Below are 22,510 nucleotides of genomic sequence, written 5' to 3' on the forward strand. Positions count from 1 at the left end.
GTCTGTTTCTTTTTTAATTTCTTGTGCTACAGTGTTTTTAATCTCTTTTGGACTAGTTGTCAAGCCACTTCTTGAATGCGGTGACTCTTTCCCGTGAAACAATGAGCTCATCCGATGTATAGTGCTTAAGGTATATTTTCAACCGGGCATTGGAATGTACAGCAATACTTTTGATGGCGTCAAATTGAACGATAGTGCTTCGGTTGATCCTGAAAAAATCTTTAGGGGACAATTGCGGTACCAAACCGTCCAATGTCTGATCCAAAAGATAATTTTCATTTTCATTGGTATAAAGATAAGTGCCTTTGTTCTCACTATAAATACATTCAATATTCTGGGTTGTCACTAGTTTTATGTTTTGGCCAAGTTTTATTGTAAAGCGTTCCTTGTAGGTAGGTAAAGCGTTGCTATACAAAGCTTCTAACGATGTTAGGTCGAAATGGGTATTGGGTCGCCTAAAATGAAGGAATTTTTCAACTGCATTTTTCAATTCTTCATCATCAATCGGCTTAAGTAAGTAATCAATGCTGTTTTGTTTAAACGCACGTAACATATATTCATCGTATGCAGTGGTAAAAATAATAGCCGCACTTGGCTTAACCTGTTCGAGAATATCAAATGAAATCCCATCAGCGAGTTGGACATCCAAAAAAAGTAGATCAGGTTCAGTATTTGACATAAACCATTCTACAGATTCCTCGACAGTTTGCAGTACCGCAGATACTGTGTAACCCATGTTCTCCAATTTTCTTTGGAGTAGTCTCGCTGATGGGAGTTCGTCTTCTATGATTAATATTTTCATGGCTTGTATAGGGTGCTTATTTGTCGTCGGATCTTTGTGTTTTTAATTTAGTGCCCGTTACAGCGCAAGAGTTTGGGGGCGGGGCGCAATTTCTTTGATAATCGGTAGCGCAACTGAAAACAGGATATCACTTTCCTCAATATACACGGGTAAATCGGAGAGTATTGCATACCGCTCCTGAATATTTTTTAGGCCAATTCCCGAGTGGCCATGGAGCACCTTCTTCTTTTGAAGATTATTATCAACATAGAGGTAATCATTTTTTCGATAAATCTTTAATAAAAGAGGTTTTCTAAGTGACACAACATTGTGTTTGATCACGTTTTCGATCAGTAGTTGAAGTGAAAGAGGTAGAATAAATCCCTTACGCTGCTCATCATTGATCTCTAAATCGATCTGAATTCCCGCTTCGAATCGAAGACTTAACAGATTCAGATAGGCTGTTGAAAAAGTGAGCTCATCCTGCAGTGAGACGAAACTTTTATCTTTATGCTCCAAAACATAGCGATAGATTTTAGAAAGATCAGTGGTAAACATGCTGGCCTTTTTGGGACTCTCCTCAATTAAACCATTTAATACATTCAGACTGTTGAACAGAAAATGCGGATCGAGTTGATTCTTGAGCGATTCAAATTGTGCTGCTATTAGTTCCTTTTCTTGTTGAAATTCCTTGATTTGATAGTCTTTGAACCTTTTATAAAAGTAGAGACCAAAGAAAATCATTGAAATGCACCATGATATCATCGCCGTTTGAAAGTAGTATGCAACACGCTGCTGATGAGTGAAATGGTGAAAGCGCTGAGCGAAGCTTTTAGTAACTCCCGGGTAGAATAGGCCTGAGAAAAAAGCATTCACAATAAAAACGACTACTATGGTCAAGAAGAAACTGACACTATAAAAGATAAGCATCTTTTTCCCAAAATCTTTACTGTTAGGGTATTTATTCCCTACCCATTTCGACAGATAGTTATGGCCTAGGAAAAGAAAAAATCCGTATAAAAGACCTCTGGCCATATTAGGGTGAAAAATAATGGATGTCCAAGGGACATCGTTATGGTCAAGCTTGGCCATAACCACAAAATAAGTGCTTACGACGAAGCTTGCCAATAACGCTTGTATAATTGCTTTAAACGGTGCTTTTTTCACAAAGTATTAATTGCATTCTTTTAACAGTTGTTCTGCCCGATCTTTGCCCCATGATGGCGCAAAGGGAATGGAGACTTTTTGTTCATTGAATAAAGATAGTGCTTTCTTGACATCCTCACATTCTTTACGGGTATCTTGATTGAAATATTTTTTTGCGTTCATTTGGAATTCTGCGAGGCCCAATACTGCTCGTGGATTATTGGGGGCTAATGCAAGTGCTTTCTTATAAAGGCCTATGATGATAGGCGACAGTTCCTTACCTTTTGTCATTGGATCGGTTATCATTAATGCTGTCTTGTTCATTGCCCGTAAAATAAGCCATTCAGGATTATTGTCTTGTGCAGTGCTTTTCAAAATATCTTCCGCAGATTGTATATATTTCGCTTGTGTTTCTTTATTTTTCTCTTTAAAGGAAGCAGTTGTGAACACCATTGCTTGATAATACGCTGGTATCCAGTTGTTTTTTTCTACCTGTGAAATACGTTCGAGAAGAGCTGCCGCCTTTTTTGTCTCTCCTGACTGCCATAAACCCATGGCCTGGCCCATACTTTTTTCAAAATTGCTCTGTGCAAATGTTGTACTGCTTATTAAACAGATAATGGCGATAATAATCGATTTCATAATTTTTAGTTTAGTAGTAAGTATTTTTTTGTTATTGTCTCTTCGAGTTTACAGGGGTGAAGTTGCGTATCGTTGCTCTCAATTAAAAACAAATTTGGATGAACCGACGTATTTCCCTGATGAGCTGTTGCTTCCTATAATTTGTCCAGTTGATTGTCTTTGTCGTTTTTACTGATTGTCCAGAAATACCCAAGAAAAACAAATCGTTTGGCTGTAGGGACAATCGGTCTACGGTTATAAATTCCCTGTGCATTTGGTTGATCTGCATACTGATAACCGTAGATCGGTGAAGCGCCGAGAACGTTACTGACGGAGAAATGGATAATTTTTTGTTGGCTATAGAGAAATGACCAGCTCATGGATAGATTATTATAACCCCTGATGTGGCCATCCATAAAGGAGCTTTGGTTAGGATCGTTATAATTTCTGCCCGATACGTAAGCGTTAGTCAAACTGAGTTGTGAACGAAGGCTTGAAAACCAATATTTTCCAACGATATTAAAACTATGTTTATAAACATAAGGCGGAGTAACAGTAGATGGATAGTTCGCTTCATTTCTCTTGCTGTCTGTGTAGGAATAGGATATCCAGTACTGTAGGTTTTTTACACTGCTGCTGTTTTTGTAAAATAGGTCAAAGCCTTTGACATCTCCGCTTCCATTATTGTCATATTGGCTATTATATTGAGGTGTTACACTATTGTATTTAACCAAGTTGTTGTAAGTTTTGCGGTATGCCTCTAAGCGAAGTAGATGTCCTCCACGCGCATAGAAATAATTTGCGATATAATGTTTGGCCCCTAACCAGTCGAGCTGAGGAGCATATTTTAATACTGGTGTAGGTGCCTGCTGATGGAAGTTCCCGTAAGCAACAGAGAGCTGGGTATATTTATTTAACGCGTAGCCCAGCGAAGCCCTCGGTTCTAACGTTTTCTTGTTTTGCAAATTGGAAGAGGTTTCTCGCAGGCCGATCTTCCCAATCAAGTTTGGTAAGAAACCAAAGGTCGTTTCAGTATATAGAGCAGTCATTTTGCTTTGGAATCCATACATATAGTCAAGGTCTTGCCGGTGGTATTCTTCTTGATAATTCGTGTCAAAGTATTCTATTCCCCCAATGCTTTTAATCTTGTTGTTCCAGATTTTACTTAGTGTTGCTTTTAAGTGAAGACTCTTTTCATCATTAGGTAGGTAAACCTCTCCGTAAAGAACCTTATCCGTCAGATAGCCTAGGCCTATGCCCGATTCGAGCGTCCAGTGGTTTCCTAAATTCTGGCGGTAGCTGATATTGGTATAGGCGTTGTTGGATTTCTTTTTCACCGGGACAGGGTGTGGGTAATTGATGTCTGCTTGGTAAAGCCCCATATTTTCGAAAGTGTAAGCCCCATAAATATTTAGAAAGCCTTCTTTAAATTGATGGCGATAAATCATTTCTCCAGCGGCATTTTCATAGGGCTTCGTCCAGTTAATATCTGGTGTAATAATTTTTGAATAGGGGCTTAGGTTTGTATAATTGCTGTTGAAGGTTAGCGAATTTTTGCCCCATTGTAAAGTATGCCCTAAACCTAATCCAACGGAAGATAGCGAAAGTTCTGTTTTGGGTTGTTCTATCGTGTTTTCGGTATTCAGGGCTAGAATGCTCGACAGTGCATTTCCAAATTCTGCAGAATAGCCCCCAGTAGAAAAATTCACGCCCTTAAATAACATGGGCGAAAACCTGCCCCTGACAGGAATTTCATTAGGCGTTGCGGTATAAGGTTGGGCGACTCTGATACCATTTATGTAAGTCTGTGTTTCGGAAGCATCTCCACCGTGGACCATAAGACGTCCATTTTCTCCTCCAACCTGTGCTCCAGGCAATGTGGCCAGCGCGCTGATGATATTGCCCATACTTCCTGCGGTAGTAACGATATCTAAAGGGCTCATTACGGTGTTTTTACCAGAACTATTTGCTTGCAGAATACCTGCTTGAATGGTGACTTCCTGTAAGCGATTTTCGCTTTCTAGCATTTGTATAGTCAGAAATTCTTTTTGTGGCAGTTGGATAGACTTGCTGTATAGGGGAAAGCCAACAACGGATGCTTTGATGATTTTAACTCCTTGCTCATTCGTTTCAAAAGCAAAGTTGCCAAGTGAATCTGTGGTGCCGCCATCGTAGCTACCATCGATATAAATATTGGCCAAATAAATAGGTTTACCATTTTTGCCGACTACTTTTCCTTTTAGAATAGACTGTGCAAATAGGATGTTAATGGAAATAAATAGTAAGGTTAATAACAGCTTCATTTTCTTTATATTTTGCTCAAATATGGCTGATAGTACCATTTACTGCTAAAAAGAGTGGATGGAATGTCAAAATATCGTGATGAATTGAGGTATCCCAATTTTATGCTGTAAATTGATGCCGAAAAGTACTGTTTGATAACAGAAGTGTGCGCTGTAATTTAAGTCAAGAAAAAGCGAATAACTATTTTAAATGACTGTTAGTTTGCTGTGCGAATGTTGACTGTGTTAAAATTCTTGACGGCTATGATGTACCAATAGTGAAACATTCCCAAGTGATTGGCTAAGTGGAAAATAGCTACGAGCAATCATTTAAACTGGCTTTCGAAAATATTATAGTTTTTTTCGATTCATTCACAATATATAGCAAGTCCCGAAGCGCAGGGCAAAAGAATCGGTAACACCAACATGAATAATTTTACGCGTTTAGAACAACCAACAGGCCGGCTTATTACAGTCGATGACAAAGAATATCTTTTTTTTGGAGGAACCTCGTATTTAGGTTTGGCAACTGATCACACGTATGCATCTATTTTTATAGAAGGTATACAACGCTATGGCATAAATAACGGGACTTCGCGAAATAATAATGTGCAACAGGCGATCTATGACCAAGCGGAAAGATATGCGGCGAGGCGTTTTGATTTTGAAGCGAGTTTATTGCTTTCCAGTGGATATCTAGCTACTCAATTTTTGATTAAGACATTGGCCGGCGAAGGAGAATTGCTGTATGCCCCCTCCTGTCACCCCTCGTTGTGGCTAGACGAAAAACCTGTCGTAGCGGGAAGTTTTATTGACTGGGCCAATTCAACTGTTGCATATATTAACCAATCGGTTCAAAAATCCTTTATTATTGTCAGCAACAGTCTCGATAATATGAAGCCGGAGATTTATGACTTTACTGTCTTTGCACAGATTAATCCAAGCAAGCGGGTTTTGTTGCTGCTGGACGATTCTCATGGAATTGGTGTTATGCGAAAAAATCGCATTTCGTTCGATAAGAGCCGTTTTAATTTGGCTAATATTGAACTGATTGTCGTGGCTTCATTAGCGAAAGGGCTGGCAACAGATGCGGGTTTGATTCTGGCAGATGAGCAGCGGATCCAAAAGCTAAAAAAATCCAATTTTTATACCGGTGCATCTCCGAGTTCGCCTGCGAGCTTATATGCATTTGTAAATGGAGAGGAGATCTATTTACAGCAATTCAAAAAACTGCAGTACAACAGTAGTTATTTCAAAGCACGTATAATGTCCAGATTAAATGCTGTGCCTAATTTTCCTGTCTTTTCATCAACAGACATCAACCTTTATGAAAGACTGATGGCGTCAGGTATATTGGTTTCGAGCTTTCCCTATCCGCTTGCTACAGACCCGCTATTGAACCGTATTGTGGTGAATGCACATCATAGCGAAGCGGATTTGGATCGGTTAAGTCATGCTATTGGCATATATTGATTTTTATCGCGCAACTAATGAGTCAACATCTTGTAAATTAGATAATTGTTTTTATTTTTGGACTTTATTTTAATGGTTGAATAAAACTAGGATCTCGTTAAATGATTGTAAATGTTTGGCTTTTGGAAGCTTATTTATCAAAAAAGTATTTAAATAATTTCCATTACTCATTTTAAAACAATACTTTTGCATCCCCAAACATTAGTTGGCTTAAGGGTTGAAAAATAAATAATTACAGTAAAATAGATATGACTAAAGCAGAAATTATTGCAGAGATCTCTACCAAAACTGGCTTAGAGAAGGTAGATGTTCAAGAAACCGTAGAGGCGTTCTTTAAAGTTGTCAAAAACGCAATGATCGGAGGAGAAAATGTATATGTAAGAGGTTTTGGGAGCTTCGTAGTCAAAAAAAGAGCTGAGAAGACTGCAAGAAACATTTCAAAAAATACAGCAATCATTATCCCTGAACACTTTGTTCCTAGTTTCAAGCCAGCTAAAATTTTCGTAGAGAAAGTAAAGAATGGCAATAAATAATCTTTAAAATAGATTAACATGGCAAAAACCAAACAGATAATAGTAATAGGATCAGTAGTAGCCTTGGTTGCTGTGCTTTTGGCGCAGCCTATTAAAGGTTTGGTGAACAAAGAAAAACAAACTGCTGCAGCATCTGAATCGAAGCCTTCCAATGAAATAAATTTGGAAAATATATCTTCGATGACAAAACAAGGTTTAGATGCTAGTTTAGTCAAAGAAATTTCCGATATTGAGGGCCAAGTTGCAAAAGCTTCTGGAGAGGATAAGATAAAGCTGTTGCAACAGTTGGCAGATAAGTGGGATGATGTCGCTAAACCAGCCCCTCAGGCTTTCGTCTATGAGGAAATGGCAAAGGTTTCACCCAAATTTGAGTATTGGTTGAAAGCTGGTAACGCGTATCGTGCTGCTTATACAAATTTGCAAGATTCTACTTTGGCGCAGGCGTTGAATCAAAATGCTATTCATGCTTATGAGGCGGCGTTAAAAGCGAATACAAGTAGTTTGGACGCAAAAACAGGATTAGGTGCCGCAATGGTATCAGGAACGAATAATCCCATGGCAGGTATTGCCTTATTGCGGGAAGTCGTTGCTGCAGATCCTAAAAATTTAGAGGCAAATAAAACTTTGGGATTGTTTTCATTACAGTCCCGTCAATTTGACAAGGCCATCGAGCGTTTTAAGACCGTTATCGATCAAAAACCCGATGCTGAGTCATACTTTTACTTAGCCACGGGCTACGAAAATATTGGGATGAAAAAGGAAGCTGTGACTGCTTTTCAAAAAAGTAAGGAACTGGCAGCCGACCCTTCCCTATCACAATTCATTGATCGAAAGATTGCTGAATTGAGCAAGTAATTAATTTATTATTTTATAATCATTAAAAAATTTAGCTATGCCAAGCGGAAAAAAAAGAAAAAGACACAAGATGGCTACTCACAAACGTAAAAAACGTTTAAGAAAAAATAGACACAAGAAAAAATAGTCTTGTGATGAGCTTTTAAACATCTTGGCCCATTTTGCTAAGATAGCTTTACGAAACGATCTACATGTCTGTGAAGGGTATGTAGATTGTTTTTTTCGTAACAACGTTCTTTAAATGTTTAATCGGATACCAAAGATTGCGATAGGATATTGCATAGGTATCAAAAATGAGTAGCTTTTGGTAAAGGAATTAATTATCGATTCAACTCCTGATAAAGGGGTAACTATTGCTTTACTTCAAGATAAGCAGCTTGTTGAACTTAACCGCGAGCCCGCAAATAATAACTTCGCCGTTGGAGATATCTATCTCGGACGTATTAAGCGAATTATGCCAGGGCTTAATGCAGCATTCGTAGATGTAGGCTACGAAAAGGATGCTTTTCTACATTATTTAGATTTGGGTCCGCAAGTTCAATCTTTGCTAAAGCTTACCCGTATAGTCAAGAATGGCAGTTATCAAGAGAAACTGCTCAATAGTTTAAAACTTGAAAAGGATATCGATAAAGCTGGTAAGATCTCTGATGTCTTGAGCAAAAATATGCTCGTGCCAGTACAAATCGCCAAAGAACCCATTTCAACAAAAGGACCGCGTCTGAGTTCAGACCTTTCAATAGCAGGTCGTTTTGTCGTTCTGGTACCTTTCTCAAGTACTGTTTCCATTTCCAAGCGTATCAAAGGTAGTAACGAACGCAACCGCCTCAAGAAGATTGTCGAAGGAATTAAGCCTGCAAATTTTGGCGTGATTATCCGTACAGTCTCTGAAGGTAAGGGGGTCGAAGAACTACAACGTGACTTATTGGACCTGATCTCAAAATGGGAGCTATTTACCAAACGTCTTCGTAATGCTGAACCGCCGCAAAAGGTTCTTGGAGAAATGGATCGTGCATCCACTATTCTACGGGATATTTTGACCGACGAGTTTTCGCATATTTATGTTAATGATCCTTCGATCTTCGAAGAAACAAAATCATATATACACGATATATCTCCAGATTTGGAGAAAATTGTCAAGCTTTATAAACATAAAGAGCCAATTTTTGATCATTTTGGAGTTGAAAAGCAAATCAAGGCAGCTTTTGGCAAAACGGTAACATTACCAGGTGGTGCGTATCTCGTTATTGAGCATACCGAAGCCTTACATGTTATTGATGTCAACAGTGGTAACCGCTCTGCGAATAAGGAGAATCAGGAAGACAATGCATTGCTGGTCAACATGGAAGCAGCAAAAGAAATTGCGCGACAGCTGCGTTTGCGTGATATGGGTGGAATTGTAGTCATCGATTTTATCGATATGCATAAACCCAATCATCGAAAAGAGCTGTATACATTCTTAAAAGAATGTATGGCATCGGATAGAGCAAGACATACGATTTTACCACCAAGTAAATTTGGATTGGTGCAAATTACACGTCAGCGCGTCAGACCTGAAATGAATATTGTCACAAACGAAAAATGTCCGGCTTGTGATGGTACAGGTGAGATCCGATCAAGTATTGTCGTGATGGATGATATTGAAAATAATTTGAAATTTATTCTTCAAGAACAAAACGAAAAAAAGGTGACGTTATGTGTTCACCCTTATATAGACGCCTACATTAAGTCTGGTTTGATTTCGAAAAGAATGAAATGGTTCATCAAGTACGGAAAATGGATTAAAGTAAATCCAATGACGTCATATTATCTAACTGAATTCCATTTCTTCAATGCGAAGGATGAAGAAATCAAGTTATAATAGAAAGAGATTAACGAAAAGGGTTAGTAGGAATACTAGCCCTTTTTTGTTTTTATTCCGTTTATTGTTTAAACCCAGTGGATAAATATACCGTCCTTTTCCATTTTTCGGAAATAAGTCATTTGCCGTTTAGCGTAGCGGTGTATTTCAGTTTCTAATTTAGTAACGAAAGCTGGATAATCGAGCTGTCCAAGAAGGTGGAGTGAGCCATATTTATATTCCAGTCCATAATATTGAAGCTGCTCGTGCGTGATACCTTCACTCAGGAGTTTTCCAACTTCTTCTAAAAAACCTTCTTTTAAACGTTGTTTTAACCTTTGGCTAATGTGCGAACGTCTGGATTCCACTGGCGGATTTAATCCGATCACTATACTGTCAACCATCCGTTGCTGAGCGAGATGATTTGGATTCATCTTTAAAAAAGACAATATTTCTATCGCTCGGATGATTCGCTTTTTAGTCGAAAAATCGATTTTGAAATCTGCCGGTAGTATATATTCCTGGAGACGTTTTAGCAATTCAGCTTCTGAGTACTCAAACAATGACTCCTTTAGGCCTGCTATCGATGGGATCAAAGCGTATGGGTTTTGTTGGATAACACTTTGAATATATAGGCCTGTACCACCACAAAGAATAGTATGATTTCCTTTTTCTAAAATAGATTGTTGTGCATGGTGAAAGTCCTCGATAAAGTTTCCGAGATGATAGCGTTCTCCCGGTTCGAGAATATCAATAAGATGGTAGGGAATGTTTTGATATTCGGATAGGTCTTTTCCCGTGCCGATATCCATTCTCCGATAAATCTGGCGGGAGTCTGCGCTGATGATTTCAGCGCCGATATGCTGGGCCAGTTGTACTGCCAATTTGGTTTTACCGGAGGCAGTTGGGCCTAAAATAACGATAACTTTCTCCTTTGAAACAGCCTGCTGCTCCAAAAGAGAAAGTATAGGATTTAATCTGTCTATCACAGAACAAATTTAGTCCATTTTTCTGTTCCTTCGTTATTTTTTACGACAGTATCGATAAAAGCCATACCTCTTACGCCATCATATACTGTTGGAAAATCTTGTTGTTCTGCAGTAGGAGTTTTTCCTTCACGTATTGCAGTCACAGTTGCAGCAAAATTACGATAGATATTCGCAAATGATTCCAATAAACCTTCTGGGTGACCAGCCGGGACACGGGTGTTGTGTGTTGCAAATGAGCTTAAGGTATAGGGAGCAGCATAAGCATTTCCTGTACGATAAAGCTGACGCGGTTGATCAAGCATTTTAATGATTAAATTGTTAGGATCCTCGTTAGCCCATTCCAATCCACCTTTTTCACCATAGATACGGATGCGAACAGCATTTTCTTCACCTGCTGAAATTTGGGAGGCCATTAATACACCTTTTGCTCCATTTTCAAAACGTAAAAGTACCGAACCATCGTCATCCAATAGACGGCCTTCAACGAATGTTGTTAGGTCTGCACATAATTCTTCGATTTTTAAACCAGATACATATTCTGCTAAATGTGCAGCATGTGTACCGATATCACCCATAACCAAAGATTTACCAGAACGTTTTGGATCTGCACGCCAGGCGGCCCCAGCATTGCCTTCGCGTTCTGTTAACCGGCTTAACCAACCTTGAGGGTACTCAACAACAATTTTTCTGATCTTTCCGAAGTGACCTTCCTTGACCATCGCTTTTGCTTGTTTAACCATAGGATAGCCAGAATAAGTATGTGTAAGACACAGTGTGCGGCCTGTACGCTCTACAGTTTCTTGTAATTCTTTTGCCTCTTCAACAGATACAGTCATTGGTTTTTCAACCACGACATCAAAGCCTTTTTCCATGGCTAATTTAGCTGGAGCGAAATGCAGAAAGTTAGGTGTTACGATCGTTACAAAATCCATGCGCTCTCCTTCAGGAAGCAAAGATTCTTTCTCGATCATCTCTTCATAGCTTAAATAGACACGCTCAGGTGCTACAAATAGGTCTTCTCCAGATTGTTTTGAAATTTGTGGATCGATACTAAAAGCACCACAAACTAACTCAATCTTGCCATCCATAAAAGCGGCAATACGGTGTACAGCTCCGATAAAGGCATCATTACCGCCTCCAACCATACCCATGCGAAGTTTTCTCTTCATAACGTTATTATTTTTTTATTATTTATTTTTCAAACCCTTACAGTGTACAATATACACAATTTAGCTTATTTTAGGTATAAAATCATCTTGATGCTACCCATATTTTCCTTTGGAAGGCCATGCGGATATTGTTTAATTAATGCATTTAACTCTTCTTTATTACGATAAACATGTCTTTTTGTGTCTGCTACCCAAAAGTTGATCGGAGCTGTTACTTCTTTCACAACAAAGCCGATTTTTTCTAAAGAGGAGTGCTGGCTCCAATCGCGATCGGTGAAGGTCATAATATCTCCAGGTGAAAAATCTTTGCAGAAAGCTTTGATCAATTTGCTTAACCCCCCGATTACATTGAATCCCGCTTTGTTACAAAAGCGTATCAGCTCGAAAGAACGATAGTCATCCTCCTTGTCCATCATGCGGCGCCCCCCAGAGAATATAGCGACAGCAACAAGCTCGCCCTTCTCAAAGAGTCCATAACGATATTTACCTGGCAGAGCACCCTGTAAATGATGTTCCACGAGGAACTGTAAGCTTGTCTTTTTATCGATCCGTGCCACCACAGTCTTGCGTGCGAAGATAGATTTGTTGTTTTTAGTTCGCGAAACAATACGCTTGACGATGAGTTCAAACTTGGTTGTTAATAGGTCTTCATCAATATGAATACAAGTTTCGGAAGTTTGGCTCCTAATAGGTTTATTGTTAGGGTATAACAATATGGTTGTTGTTAATTCAAGGGAGGATATTTGTATAAATCCATCAACTTCAAAGAGTTGTAATGAGACTTCAAGCGCTTGCTCAAGTCTAAGCTTAAACTGTGTTGACAGCTGTATAAACGATGGATCCATAAAACAAAAGTAACTTTTGTGGAAGTCTTCACGAAATATTCGATTTTAATAATTATCCGTACCTTTGTAAGCGAGCGTATAATGGTGCTATAGCGTATCTTTGGTTTAAAAGCAGAGCGAATCAGGTTCAGAAATTAGTCGAATATGAATCAAAATTTAATTGTGCAAAATTTCAATAGGTACGAAATGACCTTTAAGAACAAACGACGTGTCGTGTACTCCTACGATTAGGAGTATCTGCACTTATATAAATAATTATTTACATATGAAACTTCCGATAGTGGCGTATGGCGATCCTGTATTAAGAAAGGTCGCTGAAGAAATAGATGAAGACTATCCTAATTTAAAGAAATTGATTGATGATATGTTCGATACCATGTATGCGGCGCATGGTGTTGGCTTGGCGGCACCGCAGGTAGGCTTGCCTATACGTATGTTCGTTATCGATGCAACTCCTTTTGCAGAAGATGACGAAGAAAACAAAGAAATGCTCCAATCGTTCAAAAAGGTTTTTATCAACCCGATCATGGTAGAAGAGTCTGGTGAAAAATGGGCCTTCGGAGAAGGATGCTTAAGTATCCCAGATATTAACGAGGATGTATTACGTCATCGGAATATCCGCATTAATTACCTGGATGAAAACTTCGAGGAACACGAAATGGATCTCACTGGTTTAGCTGCCCGCGTGGTTCAGCACGAATATGATCATATTGAAGGAAAGTTGTTTACCGATAAATTGAGTACGTTGAAAAAAACGATGTTGAAAAGTCGGCTGGATGCCATTTCGAAAGGAAATATCCGCGTTGGTTATAAAATGCGATTCCCACAGCAAAAGAAAAAGCGTTAGTCTGTACTAACGCTTTTTCTTTTATCTCTTCTCCTTGTTTAGCGATTGGAGTTTCGAAGCACAAGGTTCGATCGTTCCAGTCCTCTTTACAATTTACTGTTGAAACCTAATAAATAGTCCATCAAAACCTCTGACAGTGAATTTAATCGGTGTAAGGGATTCCACTCAATCCAGGCGAGGTAAGTATAAACGATATTTAACGGCAGTCATTCGTATAAAAAATACAACTGCAGCTCCGATAAAGGCTGCCCACGAAACATCGAGATCAAGGTGCACCAATAAAATATACATGAGACCACCACCTAAACAGGCAGTAGCATATACTTCTTTCTTAAAGATGAGCGGTGTTTCATTCAACAGGACATCGCGTGTCATACCTCCACATACGGCGGTAAACATTCCAAAGATAATGGCAGCATAGGTATTACTTTCATAATTCAGTGACTTTTGCACCCCTAAGATGGTAAAAAAGCTAATTCCGATGGCATCAAAAAGTGTCAATGTACGATAATAACCATACAATTGTCTATTGAAGATAATGGCAATTAAAATTCCGATGAAAATAGCGATGAGATAATTGCTGTCATTTACCCAGACTGGGCGCAGATTTAAAAAAATGTCCCGCATTGATCCCCCGCCAATGGCGGTAACAAAACCTAAAAAGGCCGCTCCAAAAATATCAATATCCTTACGTTTTGCTGAAAGGGTACCTGATATTGCAAAAAATAAAGTGCCAAGCAAATCGCTTAGATAAAAATAGTTGGCATCTGTAATCATGGTAATCCTTTTAAGTAATTTTCATTATAATCTCCAGTTGGCGCCGCATTGTATAAAGGCATTGCCAATTGGAAAAACTTCCCTTCCCTGGACAAATTTAAGAGAAATCCTGATAGTTTAAATTCACCTAAAGCAAATTGCTTTTAGGCTAGCAGGGCCTTGTACATCCTCCAATCTTAAGTGTTCGATGATCCGCGCAATGATGTCCGTATCATGGATGGCATGTATACATAACATTAAGATCTTCCAGAATTTCCTCTGATCAATACATTTCCAAAAAAAAATGCTATTGATATGCTGTTTTTTTGGTTCGTTACAATGGAAAGAGCGGAATGATGGATTTAAAATTTTAGAAGCGGAAACCTGTACTGAAATAAGGGTACCAGCCTTCATCCGATCTTGTCATCACAAAATGTAAGGGAAGTGCATCTGCGACGATGTAATATACGCCCCCGCCCACACCTTGATGAAACTTACCACTATTGTAGCCTTTTGCCCATACCTTACCAATATCGTACATGCCCATGAGTCCAAATTCACCGGGTAGAACATAGCTCCTGACATCCTTTATTTTAAGACGTGCCTCTAAATTATTATAAAGCATTTGCTGTCCTGCAAATCGATATTGGCGAAACCCTCGAAGGTTTTCGTGACCGCCTAGAAATAAATATTGATAGAATGTAGGATTTCCGACAACTGCTCCCCCGCCCGTTCTGTTAGCGAATATAATGCCTTCATTGAGTACACTAAAATATCCAGTTATCGCAGCATTTAACTGCGCCGAATTTTTTGAATACTGATTGAGTCCAAAATAAGAATTCAAATCGGCTTTAATATACATTCCTTTACTTGGATTAATCTTTCGATTACGTGAGTCTTGTGTTAAAAAAGCATTGATACCTGCAAAAGCTTTGTCTTTGGTAATCGACAAGCTATCGTAAGAATGTAAAGCCTGAGGATTTAAAATAAATCGATCTTCATTCTCATTAGGATCTAAATGATAAAATTGGATATGTGGACCTATGGCAACGTTTAACGTGGATGAAGGTTTCCATCTTAACTGTGGATTGATATTGAAGATATTAAATCTGCTTCGGTAATATTTTGCACCATACTGTTCCTCTAAAAATGGTGAGTTATTTCCTACACCGAAGAAATTCTGTGTGTTGTCGGGAGCTTTCGCTAAGGCATCGATAACAATATCAGCATCGCCGGCAGCAGCAGTCCATTCGCCTCTATAGTGAATTTTATATGCTCCAGTCCGAAAGGCGGTTGCTACGGTGAGCTGTTGTCTATAGGTAAAGGGGCTTTTTCTAAAGCCACGCTGATGTGTGTAAGCTGCTCCGAGTCCGAGGGAAATACCGTCGTCTGCATTATAGCCGGCAGTAACCAAGGGAAGCCAGGTGTTGTACAGGTTTACCGGAACAAATTGCGTGTTGATGCTATCTTGAGCATAATGAAGCTTTATTTTGTTCTTTTCACCGAGCATAACGGAATTTTTAGTGTTTTCGTAAAGCTGTATCCTTGATTTGCTTTGATTGATAACATAAGTCTTTGGTGTGCTATCGCCTATAATTCTTAGTTTGATGGGAGATTGTGCATTATCGATTAAAACAGAATCTTTTCCGTCACCTAAATAGAGGCGAATCTCTTTTGTCAGGGTATTTTTGTAGGTTTTGTCCATCAAAGTTTTGGTGACTTTGCCTACTTTGTTGATCTTCGAAACTTTGACTTTTAAGTTTTTACTTCCAGTGCTGCATATTTCTACCTTTTCGTTTTTGTCGCTGAGGTGAATATCGACAATGTTATTGATAAAATTGTAATACTCTTCCATCGCAGTTGGCAGTGCATCACGGCGGCTCTGAAGTGTTTTGAAGATTTGTTCTCCACGAATAGTAATGGACGACTGCGGGAGGCTGTGTACGGATTGCCATAACACGGAATCTGTGAGGCGAGTTACAAATTGCTTAACCTCTTTGGCCCATTCCCTGTGGGAGAGCTGATTGCTCGGATGAGCATTTAAGAAGCGCGATTTGAAAAGAGAATAGCGAATGTCGGGGATGCCCGTGGTGAATCCCTGCATGACCGGATTGACGAATTGCTGATAGATGTCTTTCATCAGGAAACCTTGCGTAACACGCAGTGCCTGGTCGCGATCGCGGGGAATAGGAATATAGTCTTTATCCTGATCTGTGCTATCCTGATTCTCATCGTACCATCGCCATTGATCCTCATGTCGGTCCCAATCACTGACCAGTACATCCAACATCCTTGCGCGTAGGTACGCTTTGGCTTTAAAATTGTCGTCATTATCTTCCTGCAACTTTCGCACAGTTTTAGGACTATTGTCTGAATCTCCGAGCGGTTCACGCTCCTCCAGTAGAGCTACTGTATGTTCAAAAAGTGGAGCATATTCGCCTAATAGGCTATCTTGTGCTACAACGCCAATGATTGGATGAGCGTGTGCGACGTTTACGGCATTGGCCAAGGCGGGTATCATCAGCGCGGAATAGGGATGCTGAGCACTGGTGGCATCATCCAATACATCCTGCACAAAGGTACCATGCAATTCTTCTGGTATAAGGGATTCAGTCCTTTTATTGACCGATCGCAGCGCCCATTCCCTTCCCATAGAATCTGTTAGTCTTAAAGAAACCGATTGCATTCCACCGCCTTGTTTAACAGGACGCAGACCACCATATAATGTGGAAAGTTGAAGCAGCGGCAGAGTGGTTTCCGTAGCCCATTCTTTGCGGTAGTTTTCGCCGAGGAAGAACTTTTTAAATTTACTGGCTTCACCATATTTTGCGTTTGCTATGACACTTATACTGTCCTTAATAATGGTTTGAGCAAAGGGTGTGCCCTGAATCGTATGCAACCCTGTATGCTTTTGCTGTGAATAAGCATGACTAGCAAGAAAAATAAGAAAGAATGGTACGACCTTTTGCATGCCTATTGTTTTTCAAATTTATAAATGATCCCTTTATCCTGATTGCCGGCTTCGCTGCTGATATAAAGATTGAGTTTTGAATCAAAGTTAATACCTTCGGGTTGAGGAAAGATCTTCGGATCTAATGGAGAGAGCGATTTTACATGAAAATTCTCATCCGTCACAACAAGAGCTTTGTCTACAGAAGATAAGATGTACCACTCCTTGCTATCTGCTTTTTTTGTTAGGGCTGATGGTTTAAAAGTCTTTTTGATTTTAGTATCAAAAGCACGAAGTTCATCAAGCTGAATAGAAAATTCTCCTTTCGGATGGAATTGACTGTTTTCGTCAATTGAAAAGATATATCCAGAGGTTTGTGACTGCTTTCTATCGACCTTGCATTCTTTACATAATACATATGCCTGGTTACTTTCGCGATCAACAAAAAGCCCTTCATATTCTCCTTTTGGAAGTAAATTCTTCTGTTCGACAACGTTTTTTATATTATCCTTTTCTGCAATGGGAAAAGAATAGATGCTGCCGTTGCTCTTTAAAATAAAGAAATGTGTATTGCTTATCGAGATATCTTCATAGTCGCCATCTTTCCCAAAAGGGCTGAAGGTGACTTTTTGTGTGGGTTGGTTAAACTTGTACAGAAAGCCCTGTTCATCCTGAATGGCATAAATATCATCATCCTGCCCCGGAAGAAAGGTGATCCCGGATATTTCCAGTAATTCGTTAGGTAAACTCATCTTGCTGCCCGAAGATAATGTGTAGGGAATGCTTTGTGATTTTTCAGCTTGAATATGAGCTAGCTTATTGCTGTTTTCTTTGGTTGTATTATTGGGGTTGCAGGCAAGTAAAATAGCCGAGACTAGACTTAAGATAGCAGTTATATGTAGGGTGGGGTTTTTCATATTTCTATTATTATATTTTCAATTGATGTGGTCGGGGCGTTTCAGAACGAGCTTAGATGCCATGTTTTTAGTGTCGTACTTTCAAGTTAATTATGTTGTTGAATTACTTAATTGAATAGGTATACTGTTCCATTTAGCTTTTAAATAATCAAGGATTTGCTGTTGCGAAACATTTTTATGCTGCGTTTCTATCGCTTGGTTTTGCCCCTTGTCATTCAGTAATGTAGCTTCGGTGTCGTCCGAAAACTGGATATCGAACATCTCCTGTATTTGATGTGCCAATGTCGGATTCAGCAGCGGAAAGCAAGTTTCTATACGCCGGTAAATGTTGCGGTTCATCCAGTCTGATGAGCCGAGATAAACGAGCGTTTGGGTCTGATATTGAAAAATAAATATTCTTCCGTGTTCTAAATATCTTCCTACAATCCTTTTCACGGTGATGTTTTCACTTAGTCCCGGTACCTGCGGTTTTAGTCTGCAGATCCCCCTGATCAACAACTCTAGCCTCACCCCTGCCTGGCTCGCTTCATACAATTTGTTGATTAACGATTCTTCTTCCAGATTGTTTAATTTAATTTTTATCGTTACTGGAGCTCCATCTTGAGCTGCATGGATGGCTCGGTCAATCAGCTCTAAAAACGTAAGCTTGAGGTTGAACTGTGCTACTAGTAGATGTTCAAATGATAGTTCATTTGGGTTGTGGGGTTTCCTTCGGGCTGGAAGAAACTTAAATAGCAAATTTAATTCGTCGGTCAGCAGCTTATTAGAAGTAATAAGGAAGTAGTCTGTATAGACCTTAGCCGTTTTTTCATTTAGATTTCCCGTACCCAGTAAAGCACTTTGTCGACCTGCCTGACGTTTGACCAGTGCTATTTTGGCGTGAACTTTTAAGTTTGGGATACTGTAGGTGATTTTTACGCCGCTCTCTTTCATCAGCCGAGCCCAATGTATATTATTAGCTTCATCAAAGCGCGCTTTTAATTCTACAAATACATTGACCTGTTTTCCATTTTTCGCAGCGGTAGCCAATGCTTGTGCAATATGAGAATCGCCTGCTATGCGGTATAAAGTCGTATAAATCTCTTCTACGGATGGATCTAATGCGGCCTCATTAAAAAAGCGTAATATAGGATCGAAGGATTCATAGGGAGTACAGACCAACAGATCTTCCCGGTCAATTTGATCAAAGATAGATTCTTCGAAATTTTTATCAGTATTGATTTGTAGTTGTTTTGGATACGAAAGGTTCTCTATTTTAATCGGGAATGAGAAGAGATCTTTCAAGTTGTGGTAGTTTCCGCCTTCAACAATGCTACTTTTCCGTAGGTCGAATAAGGTTGCCAGTCTTTCAATTAGCGGCTCTGGTAGATTAGGTTGATAGAGAAATCGCGTCGCATAGCCAAGGTCACGTTTGTTGACTTCCGCTTCGATTTTCTGTGCAATATCTCCCTCAAATTCGTCTTGAAGATTTAACTCGGCATCTCTTGTGATTTTAAAGGAATAGAAACTTAATGATAAATTTCGTATAGCCATGGGGAGAAATGCTTTGATAATATCATCTATAAGGACGACATATTTGCCGCTATTGGTCTCGCAGGTGAAAAATCGACCGATATAGTTTGATGGGATGTTTAGGAATGATACCGCTCCTGTATTTTCATCCTTAAAGGCGAAGTACAGCTGATTGTTGTCTGGAAAAAATGACGTATCATCTATGGAGATAATTTGCAGATAGGAAGCAACTGTATTAAAAAAATAGTGTGCAGTTAGCCCCTTTATTTCTGCTGGGATAGCTTGGTTGTAAATGAAAAATATACTTTCTTTCGCTAATTCTTGAATAATATCAGTGAGTAAGAACCCGAATTTTTCCTGTTGTTTGTGGATGAATTTTGACGCTTTTTTATATGTAGCGATGTCTATGTTGGGGATAAGCTGTTGCGGGTTTTGTTTCATTATTTTTTTTCCAGCCATCAATACAGGCATTCTAACCCGATAAAATTCATCCAGATTGGATGAAAAAATAGCAAGAAACTGCAGTTTTTCCAATAGCGGGACTTCTTGACGACCGGCTTGGCCAAGGACCCTATCGTTAAACGACAACCAGCTAATGTCTCTGTTGATATAAAGATCTTTCTTCATCATCCGTATATGTTTTTTGTTATGGCAGTCTATTTGTGAAAGCATCGATACTTTGATGTCCGCCTATTGTAAGCTAATGATTGAATTCATCGAACTTTTTTGGATAAAATAAAAGGAAGTACATACATTTTGATTATGAAGTATTTAGATGGTATTTATAGGGGATTAAAATAGGGTTGCTCCGATAAAAGAAACGACTGATATTACAAGTCCAAACATAAAAACTCCATATGCGTATCGTAGAAGTTTGTATTTCCTTCCTAATACCACCCCTTGTGAATAAACATCCTTCGTGAGCATGCCATATAGAAACTCAGAATCGACCATTACCTTTTGCATACCCTCGTTGTAGTCATCGAGTTTCATTTTGTAGAAATTACCAAAAAAGAGCAGATTGACTGATTTTTGTTCGATTTCGTCTTTTGAAAATTTACCGGATGGAATTTTAGGAATTGTAGAGAGTATAGCCATGACCATGGTGGCTACCACGGCAGTTGTTAAGATAATTGTTGGGATAATAAGGTGTTCGTTCGCATCTAGTTTTCGAAATAAAACAGCAATGACGACGGAAAGGATAATAGAATTGACGGTTAATAAAATATTAGCCTTATTGTCTGCCATATCACTTAATCGCTGATTGTTTGAAGAAGTAATCCGGAACATGGTCTCTATTCCGCGTTCAGGCTTGCTACTTTTCTCTTTTTCTTTCTTGTCTTCTTTTTTATTTTCTTTGCTTTTCTTGATGGATTTCTCTTGTTTTTTTTCCAGTTCCTTTAAATTCATCTCCTTTTTGGCATTAAGCTTTTGTTGTGCATATTCAGTATGGTAATGATGGCTCATTAGGAGTTTGATCGTACCGGCTCGCCATACATCTTTGTCAATCTCTTTTCCTAACACCGCTTCCGCTTCTGCTTTCATAAGTTTATTTCTAGTAACAAAATCATCACTTCCAAAATGAAATAAGTCAGCATCGCAGAGAATTTGCTCGAGCAGGTTTGTTGGATCCTGAGGCATTCGAGTTGCTAAAATACAACCTTTAATTTTTTCCTGTATGCCCTGTGGTATGCCTTTTTCTCTCAGAAATTCCAAAGCAATTTCGACACTTCTTTTTTCATGGCCAATCGCATTGTCGGAGTGAACGTACCCAAGATCATGAAAGTAGGCCGCGCTAATAACAATAAAGTGATCCTCCTCTCCCAATTGATAATACAATAAAATTTCCTCCGCCGAACTTACGACGGAACGCGTGTGTATCGTATTATGGAAGCAGTGGCAGATTGAAATATTTTCTGTAATATAATTTTCAGCATATTCTTCTACCTGTTTTAAAAGCTGAGCATAATCTATCATGGATCAATATGATTTTATTTCGAATAAAAGTATTTAATTTCTTAAAAATAAGGCCTTCTTTTTATGTACTAGCCTACATCAAATTTACAGAAAAAAGAGCTATTACAATAGCGATTAATTCTCTGCGTTATAATAAATACATTATTGGTATAACCAGATGGCTAATCCACTAATATTTCCATATAATACATTTGCTTGATGGGGTTTTGCCTACATAAAGATGAAGTGAATACGATGTTTCATGCTAATAATGTATCAATTTTACTCTTTTTATCCCTTAATTTAGTTTTTGTTTACCTATAGCTTAGCCTTAAGTTAGGTTTAGTATAGGTATAATCTATACTAAACCTAAACTAACCTATGATATGATGTAACTTTAAATGCCCTCCATTGGCCGCCCGATACGACCATGTCTCTGGTCAGTTTACTTTCAGCTCGGCGCTGCCTGCGGCATACAGTCTGTGAAAGATATCTCGCTGTAGTCCGCGGTGAGCGTAAGGCAATTTGCCCGGGTCAATATCCTGCTTTGTAAAAACCGAAAGTTTGCATTTGCGCCAGGTTTAAAGCGAACTTAGTGAAGATTCCGGTCCGTCCCGGTATATAAATCGCCATATCCTAAGACCGCTCAGTGTGCCAGTTCAATCTAGAGGGTTTTTGTATTCAGCTGCCGGCCGCCCTATAGGACCTTGCCGGCGGCCCGTTTACGTCCAGCTCGCCGCTGCCCGCTACATACAACCTGGGCAAGATACCGGTCATGAGCCCCGGCGGCGTGCCTTTCACATACTTCGACTTCTCTGGCCATTCCGTCATAGCGCAGCTGCCGGCCGCCCGCCTCCCTGCCCGCAGAACCTTTCACCGGCCATCTGTCCCTGCAGTTCCGCTCCGGGAGGGCCCTTTCGAAAAAGAATCTCCCATCTTTCCAGGCAGTTATGTCCAAAATGAAATAAATAAGAACAAAAGGCTTGGAAGTTTGTTCCTAAACTTCCTATCTTTGCACCACTCCGCAAGGGAGGAACGGTT

General features: G+C 39.3%; 18 protein-coding genes. 5 read left to right on the forward strand and 13 right to left on the reverse strand.

All coding sequences use genetic code 11. The features are described from left to right. Positions 1–52: 52 nt before the first annotated feature. The 4 genes from J2X77_RS04505 to J2X77_RS04520 all read right to left on the reverse strand — a co-directional run bounded on the left by J2X77_RS04505 (position 53) and on the right by J2X77_RS04520 (position 4,851). On the reverse strand, positions 53–802 hold the full coding sequence (locus tag J2X77_RS04505) for a LytTR family DNA-binding domain-containing protein (protein WP_310079307.1): 750 nt from the start codon (positions 800–802) through the stop codon (positions 53–55). 57 nt (positions 803–859) lie between these two features. Next, entirely contained in the window at positions 860–1,948 is a 1,089-nt protein-coding gene (locus J2X77_RS04510) for a sensor histidine kinase (RefSeq protein WP_209576876.1), read from the reverse strand. Between the two features lie 6 nt (positions 1,949–1,954). Then, positions 1,955–2,569 (reverse strand): tetratricopeptide repeat protein, encoded by a 615-nt coding sequence (locus J2X77_RS04515; RefSeq protein ID WP_310079309.1) that lies wholly within the window; start codon positions 2,567–2,569, stop codon positions 1,955–1,957. 134 nt (positions 2,570–2,703) lie between these two features. Further along, positions 2,704–4,851, reverse strand: a complete 2,148-nt coding sequence (locus J2X77_RS04520; protein ID WP_310079311.1) for a carboxypeptidase-like regulatory domain-containing protein — start codon at positions 4,849–4,851, stop codon at positions 2,704–2,706. 405 nt (positions 4,852–5,256) lie between these two features. Between J2X77_RS04520 and J2X77_RS04525 the strand changes: the two genes are divergently transcribed. The 4 genes from J2X77_RS04525 (at position 5,257) to J2X77_RS04540 (ending at position 9,549) form a co-directional block, all read left to right on the forward strand. Then, positions 5,257–6,303 (forward strand): 8-amino-7-oxononanoate synthase, encoded by a 1,047-nt coding sequence (locus J2X77_RS04525; RefSeq protein WP_209576868.1) that lies wholly within the window; start codon positions 5,257–5,259, stop codon positions 6,301–6,303. 248 nt (positions 6,304–6,551) lie between these two features. Next, positions 6,552–6,836 carry an HU family DNA-binding protein gene (locus J2X77_RS04530; protein ID WP_046673299.1) on the forward strand — a complete coding sequence of 95 codons (285 nt, stop codon included), beginning with the start codon at positions 6,552–6,554 and terminating at the stop codon, positions 6,834–6,836. A gap of 18 nt (positions 6,837–6,854) precedes the next feature. Beyond that, entirely contained in the window at positions 6,855–7,691 is an 837-nt protein-coding gene (locus J2X77_RS04535) for a tetratricopeptide repeat protein (protein ID WP_209576866.1), read from the forward strand. A 304-nt stretch (positions 7,692–7,995) separates the two neighbouring features. Beyond that, positions 7,996–9,549 carry an Rne/Rng family ribonuclease gene (locus J2X77_RS04540; protein ID WP_209576864.1) on the forward strand — a complete coding sequence of 518 codons (1,554 nt, stop codon included), beginning with the start codon at positions 7,996–7,998 and terminating at the stop codon, positions 9,547–9,549. 68 nt (positions 9,550–9,617) lie between these two features. On the opposite strand, the gene miaA is transcribed toward J2X77_RS04540, so the two are convergent. The 3 genes from miaA to J2X77_RS04555 form a co-directional block, all read right to left on the reverse strand. Then, a complete protein-coding gene (miaA, locus tag J2X77_RS04545; protein ID WP_209576862.1) occupies positions 9,618–10,517 on the reverse strand; it encodes a tRNA (adenosine(37)-N6)-dimethylallyltransferase MiaA in 900 nt (299 codons plus the stop codon). Then, the gene (locus J2X77_RS04550; RefSeq protein WP_209576860.1) at positions 10,514–11,686 is read right to left on the reverse strand and encodes a Gfo/Idh/MocA family protein; all 1,173 of its coding nucleotides are present in this window, start codon (positions 11,684–11,686) and stop codon (positions 10,514–10,516) included. The genes miaA and J2X77_RS04550 overlap by 4 nt, the downstream gene beginning before the upstream one ends. Before the next feature lie 65 nt (positions 11,687–11,751). Next, on the reverse strand, positions 11,752–12,531 hold the full coding sequence (locus tag J2X77_RS04555; RefSeq protein ID WP_209576858.1) for a hypothetical protein: 780 nt from the start codon (positions 12,529–12,531) through the stop codon (positions 11,752–11,754). 265 nt (positions 12,532–12,796) lie between these two features. Here J2X77_RS04555 and def point away from each other — a divergent pair, with 265 nt between their 5' ends. Next, entirely contained in the window at positions 12,797–13,378 is a 582-nt protein-coding gene (gene def, locus J2X77_RS04560; RefSeq protein ID WP_209576856.1) for a peptide deformylase, read from the forward strand. A gap of 165 nt (positions 13,379–13,543) precedes the next feature. Here def and J2X77_RS04565 read toward each other — a convergent pair whose 3' ends face one another. The 6 genes from J2X77_RS04565 to J2X77_RS04590 all read right to left on the reverse strand — a co-directional run. Further along, positions 13,544–14,155 carry a trimeric intracellular cation channel family protein gene (locus J2X77_RS04565; RefSeq protein ID WP_293880346.1) on the reverse strand — a complete coding sequence of 204 codons (612 nt, stop codon included), beginning with the start codon at positions 14,153–14,155 and terminating at the stop codon, positions 13,544–13,546. Between the two features lie 349 nt (positions 14,156–14,504). After that, on the reverse strand, positions 14,505–17,105 hold the full coding sequence (locus J2X77_RS04570; protein WP_209576854.1) for a BamA/TamA family outer membrane protein: 2,601 nt from the start codon (positions 17,103–17,105) through the stop codon (positions 14,505–14,507). 2 nt (positions 17,106–17,107) lie between these two features. Continuing rightward, positions 17,108–18,001: a hypothetical protein gene (locus J2X77_RS04575; RefSeq protein ID WP_209576852.1), complete on the reverse strand. Its 894-nt coding sequence runs from the start codon at positions 17,999–18,001 to the stop codon at positions 17,108–17,110. A 90-nt stretch (positions 18,002–18,091) separates the two neighbouring features. Next, on the reverse strand, positions 18,092–20,143 hold the full coding sequence (gene ppk1, locus J2X77_RS04580) for a polyphosphate kinase 1 (RefSeq protein ID WP_310079323.1): 2,052 nt from the start codon (positions 20,141–20,143) through the stop codon (positions 18,092–18,094). Between the two features lie 162 nt (positions 20,144–20,305). Continuing rightward, complete coding sequence (locus J2X77_RS04585) at positions 20,306–21,490, reverse strand: Pycsar system effector family protein (protein ID WP_293880353.1); 1,185 nt, start codon at positions 21,488–21,490, stop codon at positions 20,306–20,308. An 806-nt stretch (positions 21,491–22,296) separates the two neighbouring features. After that, a partial coding sequence (locus J2X77_RS04590) for a hypothetical protein (RefSeq protein ID WP_310079325.1) occupies positions 22,297–22,510 on the reverse strand: 214 nt, incomplete at its 5' end.

Source organism: Sphingobacterium sp. 2149 (genome assembly GCF_031455655.1).
Lineage (GTDB): Bacteria > Bacteroidota > Bacteroidia > Sphingobacteriales > Sphingobacteriaceae > Sphingobacterium.